6 protein-coding genes are annotated in these 10975 nt (G+C 56.0%); 1 reads left to right on the forward strand and 5 read right to left on the reverse strand.

Annotated elements, in window-relative coordinates:
- From HKN37_08060 to HKN37_08080, 5 genes are all read right to left on the reverse strand, one after another.
- Positions 1 to 418 (reverse strand): glutamate synthase (locus HKN37_08060; GenBank protein NNE46600.1); only part of this gene is annotated, 418 nt, incomplete at its 3' end.
- 1 nt (position 419) lies between these two features.
- On the reverse strand, positions 420 to 812 hold the full coding sequence (locus tag HKN37_08065) for a cyclic nucleotide-binding domain-containing protein (GenBank protein ID NNE46601.1): 393 nt from the start codon (positions 810 to 812) through the stop codon (positions 420 to 422).
- The gene (locus HKN37_08070) at positions 802 to 2199 is read right to left on the reverse strand and encodes a hypothetical protein (protein ID NNE46602.1); all 1398 of its coding nucleotides are present in this window, start codon (positions 2197 to 2199) and stop codon (positions 802 to 804) included. Before HKN37_08070 ends, HKN37_08065 begins: the two co-directional genes overlap by 11 nt.
- Positions 2200 to 2347: 148 nt before the next feature.
- Positions 2348 to 7387: a response regulator gene (locus HKN37_08075; protein ID NNE46603.1), complete on the reverse strand. Its 5040-nt coding sequence runs from the start codon at positions 7385 to 7387 to the stop codon at positions 2348 to 2350.
- A 351-nt stretch (positions 7388 to 7738) separates the two neighbouring features.
- Entirely contained in the window at positions 7739 to 9955 is a 2217-nt protein-coding gene (locus HKN37_08080) for a hypothetical protein (GenBank protein ID NNE46604.1), read from the reverse strand.
- Positions 9956 to 10214: 259 nt separating this feature from the next.
- Between HKN37_08080 and HKN37_08085 the strand changes: the two genes are divergently transcribed.
- Positions 10215 to 10975, forward strand: a 761-nt coding sequence (locus HKN37_08085; GenBank protein NNE46605.1) for a serine/threonine protein kinase, incomplete at its 3' end; no start/stop codon positions are given.

Here is a 10975-nt window from a genome sequence, read left to right on the forward strand (position 1 = left end):
GGCGGGCCATTTGATACGCAAAGGAAAGCCCCGCCGGTCCGGATCCGATTACGCCCACACTCTCAGACCGGGCTGGGCCTTCGATGACGGGAAGCTTCAGCTTGTTCTGAATAGCCTGATCGCCGAGATACCGCTCCATAGCACTAACTGCCACGGCACCGTCTTTGTCCGATCTGTTGCACCCAGACTCGCAAGGGTGAGGACAGATTCGCCCCATGGTCGCAGGGAATGGGTTGCGCTCGACGACCATGTTCCACGCCTTCTCGAGTGCCTCCGATTCCGAATAGCCGAACGTCGTGCGCTGGGAGATCACTGCGAGCCAGCCTCGGACGTCCGTGCCGCTGGGACATCCTGCTGCGCATGGCGGAGTTTTCGTCTGCTGCCTTGGACGCCGAGTTATGTTTGGAGCCGGTTCCACGCTATTGTTTGCCGGTCGTGGGCGCCAGGTCGCCTTTCAGCAGAGTCAACTCCGCGTCCAGTTTTCGAATTCGACCCGACATGGTTTTCAAAACATTCAAAGCAAGAGTAGGATCTTCGTGAACCCGTCGCAAGAATGTCTTCTTGTCAATCGTGAGAACGCGAACCGGCGTTACGGCCCGGACAGTAGCGGACCGCACCTGCTTCTCAATGATAGCCATTTCTCCGAAAATCTCGCCCTTCTTCAGCACATCAACAACAGCCTCTTTGCCGTCTTCCTCCTTCAGTACCGCAACTTCGCCTTCCTGCAGTACGAACATGCAGTCACCGACCTCACCCTGCTGAATAAGTGTGGCGCCGGTGTCGTAGAACTTACCCAGAAGATTAGACTTCATTGGCCTTTCCCTCAGTAGATCCATTGTTGCGCAGGCCCGCCAGATTGCCGACCACGAGATTCGAAATCAGACCTCCGACAAATGCCGGTTTCATGGTCCGCATCAGCACATCCCGGTAGGGAGCACTGCCGGTGAACAGATCCCACAACACACTGCTCATCAGACGCTCGGAGCGTTGTGATGCCTGTTCTCTGGCGGTCATCCTGAGTACGCCGCGACGGGAAAAGCGTGTCTTCTGAATCAGGTGGCTGAATCCAAAAATAAACTTCCCGAGCGCGTTGTCGAGATTGATGGCTCTGCAGGCCGGCCAATAGTGTTTCCGCAGTGCCTGCTCAGAGAAGCCATGGAACGCAATTGCGCCGGCGGCGGCCTTGGACGTTCGATACGCGGCTCCGATACCGTCCTTGTACAGTCGCGAGACACCCGAGTCCCCAATAAAGATAAGCCGGTCGGCGAACGGTTGCCGCGCTCCCTTCACGTTGATACGTGGGAAGCAATGACAGACATTGTCCGGAGCGAAGCCATCCGGGAAGCATGCTTTTACCTCCGGGGACGACAAAAATGATTCGACAAGTGTCGAGTCGATATCATGGCCGAGTAAACAGAGAGTAACAAAATCGCCCTTCGGTATCATGGCCGCAAACTCGAGTCTCGGAAGGTCGAGCAGGAATACATGCATCGATGTCCCGAGGTGCTCTGCGATTCGGTCGCGTCCGAGATGATACTCGCATATGAAAGTCTTCATGGAGTCCGGCCGCCTGTACCGTGCGTTCTCATCAGACACAAGACCGAGAATTCGACTGTTGATTCCGGACGCGACAACCACGAGATCGAAAGTCGCAGGATCCGCGGACGAGAATGAAAGGCGAGGTTTCCCGAACAACCAGTCGAGCCCGGTCACCAGATCGTTAACGATCGTGGCGCCCGCCTCTTCGGCCAGTTCCTGCAGGTACTTGTCAAACCCGATGAAATCGATGGGAACCGATTCACGTGGACCATGCCCCCGATAAACCGCTGCGATTCTTTTCTCCTGGAGGGGCGTCTCGATTCGGACGTCTCCAACATCCATGTGCAGCATGTACGAATCGATGCCGCGCTGAACCACATGCTCGGGCAGATTAATGCCTTCCGTCGCGAGGAGCTGGACCAGAGATTCGGAAATGATCCCGCCACAGTGATTGCATCCCGCAGGACCGCTGTGCGTGAAGAAGCGCGGCTCGAATATGGTCAGAGCGATGTCAACGCCAACCAATTCCGCCATACCCAGCAGGAAGTAGCTGAACATTGACCCCGCCGGGCCACCACCGATCACGGCTACTCTCGTGCCATCTGCGAGGAGCATTTCCGTGGCGTCGTTCAGGACTCGGGGTGACGATCGGAGCTCCATGGACGGTGTGTGGTGTCAGTTCACAGGCAGCGCGCAGGATGATACAAGTGAAGAGACCCGACACCGGATGACAGGTGTTTCCTGATAATGTCGTAAGGTGAGTGAGTGGAGGGCGGTGTCACATGCTGTCGGCCGTCAGAAGGCGGAATTACTTCCCCTTGCTCTTCTTCTTTTTAGCCTTCTTGCCGCGCTTGCCGTCCTTCTTCTTTGACTTCTTCTTGTCTTTCTTTTTGGACTTCTCCTTTGACTTCCCGGCCTTCGTGACGTCCTGTTCGCGCGGTGCAGCAAGCGACAATTCGGAGGGTTGGCGCGACTCGCTGGTTTCAACCTCCTCTGACGCGACGGTTTGCGTCTCATCGACTGCTGACTTTGCAGCTGTGAGTCGCGACGTCTTCTCGACGATGCCGTCTTCTCCATTCGTCGGAGCCAACGCACCACCATTCGAAGAACGTGATGGCTGCGCCGTGACCCGGCGATGGGATGTTGTCGAACGAGGCGACACGGACGGGTTCGGGGAAGTTGGCGGGGGAGAAGATGGGCCCGCGCCAATTTCGTCAACTGCTTCGACGCCCTCCCAGTGATCCGGTACGCCCTGGATCATGAACTGGGCCGATCGTCGCAGATACAGATTTGCGGTCTTGTCGTCCGGGTTCCTGTCGATCACCTTCTTGAAGCAAACTGATGCGGTCGTGAACTCGCGCGCGAAATAGCAATCGAGTCCTTCTTCGAAGTCATTCTTCGTGTCGAGTTTGAGGTCAATCATGTAGTCGGGATCACCGTCGTAGATCTCGAATACGGCAACGTGCTCGTTCTTTCCCTTTACCTGCACTTTGCCCAGAAATCGCTGATGGTAGGTGTTGTCAGCCGGCAGGCGACTCAACGTCTCTTCGCTCACAACGAGCGATGCTCCGTAGAGCTTGCTCAGGCCCTCAATTCGATTTGCGAGGTTGACGGCATCCGAAAAAATGTCTCCCTGGGCCCTCTCACTCTCGCCGACTATTCCCAGCATCAGGCTGCCGGAATGGAGGCCAATACCGATTTCGATGGGCAGATCACCCTGGCTCTTCCGCACCGCATTGATCTCGGACAACATCTTCAATGTGTCTATCGAGGCCTTGACGGATTCCTCGGCCTGCTCGGGGAACAGCGCCATGATGGCGTCCCCGGTGTATCGGTCAATGAAGCCCCCATGATCCCGAATAACCGGACTCACCTGGGCGAGATAGGCGTTGATGAATTCGAAGTTCTCCTCGGGCGTCATCTTTTCCGAGAGCGTCGTGAATCTCCGGATATCGGACACAAAGATGGTCATCTCCTTCTGCACCATGTCACCGAGCTTGACGTCGATGATACTCTCGCGGTTCAGGTAGCGCAGAAACTCACGCGGTACGAACCGACCATATGCCTCATTGATCTTCTGAAGATTAAGTTGTGTCTTAATTCGTGCCAGTAACTCACTCTTGGCGATAGGTTTAGTGATATAGTCATTTGCTCCGGACGAAAGTCCCTCGACCAGGTCTGACACCTGGTTCTTGGCCGTCACCATGATGACAGGCAGTTCGCTGGGCAGGTAAGTTTCCCTGATCTTGTTGCATACCTCGAAGCCTGACATTCTTGGCATCATTACATCGAGAAGAACGAGATCAAATTTGTCGCCATTCGACAGTTCTCGCAGCGCCTCCGCACCGTTCATGGCCTGGGTGACGTTGTAGTTCGCCATCGAGAGCTGATTAACCATCACCTGCTGGTTGATCGGTTCATCGTCCACGACCAGTACACGGAACTCCTCGCCATCCGCCGCGACGGACACTTCAGACTCGACTTCACCACCTTCGCCCGACTGAACCACACCAGCATCTGCGATACGCTGGAGATACTCAGCACCTTCGAGTTCATCAGCCTCACCATCTGCGAGCGGCAGGGTAAAGAAAAACGTCGAACCTTTTTCCGGAGTGGAATCGACTCCAATCTCTCCTCCGTGAAGTTCTACCAATTGTCGGGTTACAGCCAGCCCCAGGCCTGTGCCACCATACTCGCGAGCCGTTGATGCGTCGACCTGCTCGAATGACTGGAAGATGGCTTCCTGTTTATCAGTCGGAATACCAATGCCGGTGTCAGAGACACAAATCCTGACGAATTCACCCTCGACGCTGCCCGTAAGTGTTACCGACCCTTCGGGCGTGAACTTTATCCCGTTGCCGACGAGATTGTGTAGCACCTGTTGGAGACGGTTCTCATCTGCCAGGGCAGGGGGCAGGTCTCTCGGAATTGCGTTCTTCAGGATGAGCGGCTTCTTCTGGATCAGCGGCTCGCTAACCCGAAGAACGATATCGCCGAGCACGCTCATGTCTACGGCCTTCAACTGTAGCTCCAGATCGTGCTCCTTAAGCTTCGAAAAATCGAGAATGTCATTGACGAGATTTGCAAGTCTCTTGCCGGATGCAACAATGAGTCCGATGTTGCTCATTGCCTTCGGACTCAGGACACCGGCAACGCCATCAATCATCGACTCCGCAATCCCAATGATACCGTTGAGAGGCGTACGCAGTTCGTGGGATGTGTTTGCGAGAAACTCGTCCTTGAGCCTGTCGATCCGGCGGAGGCGCTCGTTGATCTTGCGCTCCTTGGCCAACTGCTCCGCCTGGATCCGGGTCTTGTGCTGGATATACCCGTAGATGCCACCGCCCGCGAGAATCAGGTAGATGGCGAAGGCCCACCAACGAAGAAACCACGCCGGCATGACGGAGATCGTGCTTCGAACCGGAAAGGTCGATGCCACGCCATGATTGTTAGTGGCCACAAGCTCGAACGTGTAGTTTCGGGAGAACAGCCATGCAGGAAGGTTGGTGTACCGAATACGATGATCCGGTGTCGAGCTCGACCAGTCCTCGTCGTATCCAACAAGTCGCGTCCGGTACTGGACCTGTCGTTCGTTGGCGAAGCTAAGCGCCGCATACTCGAGGACAAGCTCGTTGTTACCCCAGTTATTCTCACGATATGCAATCCTCGTGATTCTGGGTGTCGGCGCAACTGAATTCGGACCATCGAGGACAGGACTGTAAACCGTCAGTCCGTTCGCCGTGCCATAGTAGACTTTTTCACTTTCGTCGACGAAGACCGAGCCGTAGTACCAAACCTCATTATCAATAAGTCCGTCTTGCTTAGTTACCGTGCGGACTACCTCGTGGCTTTCCGGATCGACTTCGGCAAGACCCGCGTTCGTACCCACCCACAGATTTTTTGTAGTTGGCGACACGGCAATGCTCAAGGCATTACTTGCCGGCAGGCCGCTGGCAACGTCGATCTTCGCTGTCACGGCTACGGGGTCATGACTAAGGGAGTAAAGGCCCCCTGACGTGCCAACCCACATTTCTCCCGCATCGTTGACCATCGATTCGATCTTTGATACCGGCCCGTCTTCCCAGATTGGCTCGAAGATGTCGCCGAGTACTTCGTCACCGAACGCGCGTGTACCACGTCCAAGAGAAACAGTCATCGGCCGACGTTCCATGCTCTCGACGCTGGCCACCGTCAAAGGCGCACGAGATCTGTACAGGCCGTGATCGCGCGTACCGACCCACAGGCGCCCCTCATCGTCAAACGCGACGGCGTGATAGTACGTTGCTGGAAGGCCTGATGTGGCGCGGAATGTGAACCATCGATCGTCAAGCAACAGGTAGATGCTCCGATAACCCTGAAACCAGATCGTCTCAATGGTGCGTTGCCGGTCCGAATCTAGCGGCATGCGAAGTCGCACTGCAGAGAGAATCGTCGTCCGCCGATACCCTCCGACATCGACACCGACTCCATTGACGGTAATCCTCGATGCCTCGGGTGCACGGGGAAGGCGTGGCGTACCAGGGAGTCTGATTCCGTTGATGCCCTCGTACGCGCCTAGCCACACCCTGCCAGACGCATCAGTGACGATGGCGTTTATCTGACTGTGTCGGAGTCCGTCTTCAGCCAGAATGTGTTCAGACGACCCGTCTTCGTAAACGCAGGCGAGGCCGCCAAACGTGCCCACCCAGAGAGAGCACCCGACGCGATCGTTGGGTTTGCCCGGAATCACTGACGTGACCTGGGCGGCTGGAAGTACAGGAGCCTCTCCAACTTGCGACTGCGCGCTGTAGTTCAGAAACGCGTCGAAATTGGCACGCAGTTTTGAGGCGCCCCCGGACTGAGCAAACCAGCGATTGCCCTCCCGATCGGTCATAATGTCGTTGATCGCGTCGGATCGGAGTCCGTTGCGACGACTGTACGTTCTCACGACCGAACCGGCACGATCCAGGCGGATAGCGCCCGAGCTCGAAGTCGCCACCCACATTCCGTCCGGCGACCAGTTAAAGTCCGTGACATCTCCTTCGTATCCAGACAAGACAGGCTCAAATCTGACGTTCGGAGCCTCTTCAGCCAGGCGCCAGACCGCTCCGGTCTTAGTCCCGATCCAGAGTGTACTGTCGGGGGCGTCGTACAGCACGTTGATCGGATCGGCGGAGGGTGCGGGAATAATCGTATGTTCATCCGCGCTGTCTGCAAATCGAAGGAAGAAACTCCTGTTCAGCCTGGACACCGCTGCCCAGACAGAACCGTTCCGCCTCGTTTCGACAGCGTACACGATTAGATTCGGTTCGCCAGGCTGAATGGATGTGGATATCGTATCTGCGACGGCTGAGCCATTGTCGCCGATTGAATACCGAACGATGCCGTTAGCGCTCGTGCCCGCCCAGATGCGGCCCATCCCATCGACCGAAAAGGCTACCTGCGAAACCGACACGTCAAGCAGTTCAGTATCGCCGATCGTCGTAGTGAACTGGATTCGCTCATTCGGTCCATATTCCCCGAGTGGTTTGGTTGACACGGACAGCCCCCCGTCGGACGCAACCCACAACCTTCCGAGGCGATCCTCTGTGACGGTCCGGACGCTCAGGTCGCGCAGTCCGTCGGCGGTGGTGTACACCTCGGCAGAATGACCATCGTACCGGACAAGTCCGGACGAGAACACCGTCATCCAGATAAAGCCGAGTCGGTCCTGGTCGACGTCGATGACATCTGCCGACGGAAGGGGAGCGATCTCGTTGTCAGGTGTGTAGTGAGTAAAGGGGAGAAGCTGCCCCGTTGCGGGAAGACAGACAAACGACATCAGTGCGAGAAGCACCCGGATCCGAATATGTGGGGTCGCGAAACTCATGTACATGTGAAGACGCACTGCCTGGTCCCGAATCGACCCTGGTCGGTTCGCGAGAGACCGCCGAGCTCCTAAATACGAGCATTCTTGAAATTGTGACGACGGAGATCTGTCACCCTGACGTAGTTATCGATCGAAACGACGCGAAATCAAGGTTTTGCGTTCCAATGTAAGTCCGGTGAAGGATCGATTTCGCGCGGGAATTACTTTGGCCGCGGTAAGAACGGCGTTGACAGGGATCCGGCCTGCCGCATCGTACTCAGAAGGTCACGCGGTGCACCCTAAACACGAGGGCCGGACGTACGATCAAAATCGTGCGCCCGGCCCTGTCCGACTCAATCAAAACCGCCTGGTCTACTCGAATCCAGTTCCTCCGCCTCCACCGCCGCCGCCGTTGTAGGACGAGAGCATGCCGGATTCAGATGAGTACGTCGAACTGACCTTGGCAGCTGTCTGAGCGCCAAAGAGCTCCTGCTCCAGAAAACGCTCCATGTATCGCAGCATATTCTCAGGAATGGGGCCGTCCTCTTCTCCCGCTGGATTGAGTACCAGTCCAAGTTTCGGCGTTGCATAGTTGAGTTCAGCAGCTATTAGCTGCCAGTACAACTTGCTCAACTCATCGACATTATTACGGCCTTCCGCAAGCGGCTGACTAAGGGCGTCAGCGACGTCGCACGCATTCTGGAACGTCGTCGGCGGTACAGTCGGATAGAGGAACGTGTTAAGATGGTTGATGAGGAAAGCCGCCGAGACTGGAGGCTGAACAACCTTGAACCGATCCTTGTAGGGAATCAGATCATCTCCCGTCCGGCAGACAGTCTTGAACTTGTTGAGCCACTCCGTCACACCAAGCGAGAAGATGGTGTAGTCCGGGTTGGACCTGAAGGCCGATGTGTAAAGGTCGGGCTCCGCCTCCCACGGAAAATCATTACGAGCGGAATCGGGTCCCACGGTCACGAGGAGTTGTGCTCCCGGTTCGCCTGAGACGTCAACGCCCTTGAATGTGTACAACCCGGCCAGACTCTCATTGAAGTCCTCTGGCTCGTCGGTGATCTCCGGAATCGAAATACAGTAGGTTCCGGCGGGTACGTCGGCAAAGACGTAATTCTCGGCGTACGGATCTCCGGAATCCGGCGTGACAGCGTATGCTACACCGGTCATCTGAGTCGCTAGCGCTACGCTCGAACAAACGCCGCCCTCAAAGGAAAGCAGCTCGACGGTCACATCTGGAATCCCTGCGACTACAATCTCATCTATAGTTCCTGTCAGCGTGTTCCGAGGATCGATAGAGACAAAACCGGAGATATCATAAAGAGCCGGTTCGAATCCGATGTCGTTGCCACAGGAATTGCCTGCTCCACATCCGGCGTTGATCTCGCCTCCGACACGAACGCCATTGATCACCGCCGATCCGTCGGAAGTTGTTGTGACACCCGAAAGAGGCACATAGGCACTGTACAACCCCGAGTTAGTTGATTTCGGAATACGGATCTGATATTCGTCATAACCCGTCGAGAGCAGATTCCCGAACACGTTTTCCAAAACATAATTCAAGTCTGCGATCGCCGTGCTAGTCGCATCCGCGACCTTTACGGAACCCTGCCATAATTCAATATTGACAGACGGAAGAGCGGCTGGATTGAGCCCGCCCGCATCCACTGCATATACAAATCCCTTCACGTCGTACTTGTCCAGTCCTATCGGTGAAGAGGTGGGCGTGGGACCTACTACATTGACAGCATCCGGGAGATTAGTTGTCAGCCAGAGATCCGTCACCGATGGCGGCAGTGCCAGTGTATAGTCACCATCGATGAATACGCCCTCGAACAACAGAACGCCATCCGCGCCACTTGTCTCAATGGCGACTACCTCGTTGTCAGGATCCGCCGGTGCAACGCCCTCATTGTCGGCGTCTCTCAACTCTACGGTAATTCCGGGCTGCCCGGCTTCGCCTAAGCCCTTCGTCCCACTTCGGTCATCATCAAAGAAGACGCTTGCATCTATGGTTGTCGTGTTCATGCATGGCAGCAGGATAGTGCCATCGAACTTCTGGTTTCCAGAGGTCTTGATTTCGGCTGTCCCATATCCGATCCACCGACCCTGTCCAGCAGGGTACTGACCGGTAAACACATATGGCCCGCCCTGGCCCTCACTTGGGTGCCATTGGACGTCAAACTCGGTGCTGCTATTGGAGTTGAACCCGTCATCGTTCGAGTCGAAGCCGGCCGCGGCGCACTCATCAAGGGTGATCGCGAAGTGATTGATTTTGTCGTTCGCATCATCTCCGACGTACTCGACAGTCCAGACGTAGGTATCGATCTTGTCGCCGAAGAGAGTGCCGTCCGGAATCGTGAGTGTGACTTCGTAGTCACCGATCAAAGCATTAGGGCCATTGTGATCATTGTATTCCTTGGCCGGTCCGGTACGGGACGGGGGAGTGAACGGCGATTCGGACAGCTCCGCAGCCGTGTCGTCGGCTCCGGTGATGGGTGCCTCGTACGAATCACATCCGTAAAGTGTCAAGACGAGGAGCAGGGCCGCAACGGATGCGGCAACGGTGTTCTTTTTCATTGCTGGCGACGATCAAATAGGTGAATCCCGGTTACGTAATATCTGGCGAAAGGGGGAACTGCAGCCTTTTCGCACCCGGGACGGAACTTGCGGTCGACGAATTGTAGATCATTATAAACTACAGAATACAAAAGCAACCGAGCCGGGTAGGCAGTAAATGTAGGGGATTCTCCGACACAATGTAGGGGCAAGGCCTACAAAATTTAGCGTACATTAGACTTTTCGCGTCCGTTATCCACCATTCCCGCACGAAAGAGCCATGATCGGCCGGACTGTTTCCCACTACCGGATCGTCGATCAACTGGGAGCTGGCGGCATGGGCGTTGTATACCTGGCCGAGGACACGCGCCTCGGGCGCAATGTGGCGATCAAGTTTCTGCTCTCCGGCCCGGAAATCACCGATGAGATTCGGGAGCGATTCGTTACGGAGGCGAAGGCGGCGGCAGCTTTGAACCATCCCAATATTGCCACGGTTCATGGGATCGGTGAAGACGGTGACGATACGTTCATCATCATGGAGCTTGTCCAGGGTGAAGAGCTCAAGGACTGGATCCAGGACGGACGGGTAGATGTCGATACCGCGTACGAGCTCGCTCTTCAGATCGGAGAAGGTCTTCGCGCTGCCCACGATGAAGGGATTGTTCATCGTGACATCAAGAGCGCGAATATCATGGTGCTGCCGGACGGGCGAGCCAAGATTCTCGACTTCGGGCTGGCGAGGATGGACGGAGGCACCATGGTCACGACCATGGGCATGTCGATGGGCACGGTCGCGTACATGTCGCCTGAGCAGGCGAGGGGAGAGCCAGTCGATCAACGTACAGATATCTGGGCTTTCGGCGTCGTCCTGTACGAGATGCTGACGGGTCGAATGCCGTTTCCCGGTGCCTACGAGCAATCCGTCATGTATGCGATTTTTAACGAGGAGCCCCCGCCCCTTACCGAACTCGAACAAGCGGTCGGCGAAGCGTTCGCGCCAATTCTACGGAAACTTCTGTCGAAGGACGTGAACCTCAGGTA

The sequence above is a fragment of the Rhodothermales bacterium genome, from assembly GCA_013002345.1.
In the GTDB taxonomy this organism is placed as follows: domain Bacteria; phylum Bacteroidota; class Rhodothermia; order Rhodothermales; family JABDKH01; genus JABDKH01.

Bases quoted from the DNA above. Each gene is read 5' to 3' on its own strand.
- HKN37_08065 (NNE46601.1), bottom strand. From the start codon at position 812: ATGAAGTCTAATCTTCTGGGTAAGTTCTACGACACCGGCGCCACACTT.
- HKN37_08070 (NNE46602.1), bottom strand. From the start codon at position 2,199: ATGGAGCTCCGATCGTCACCCCGAGTCCTGAACGACGCCACGGAAATG.
- HKN37_08075 (NNE46603.1), bottom strand. From the start codon at position 7,387: ATGAGTTTCGCGACCCCACATATTCGGATCCGGGTGCTTCTCGCACTG.
- HKN37_08080 (NNE46604.1), bottom strand. From the start codon at position 9,955: ATGAAAAAGAACACCGTTGCCGCATCCGTTGCGGCCCTGCTCCTCGTC.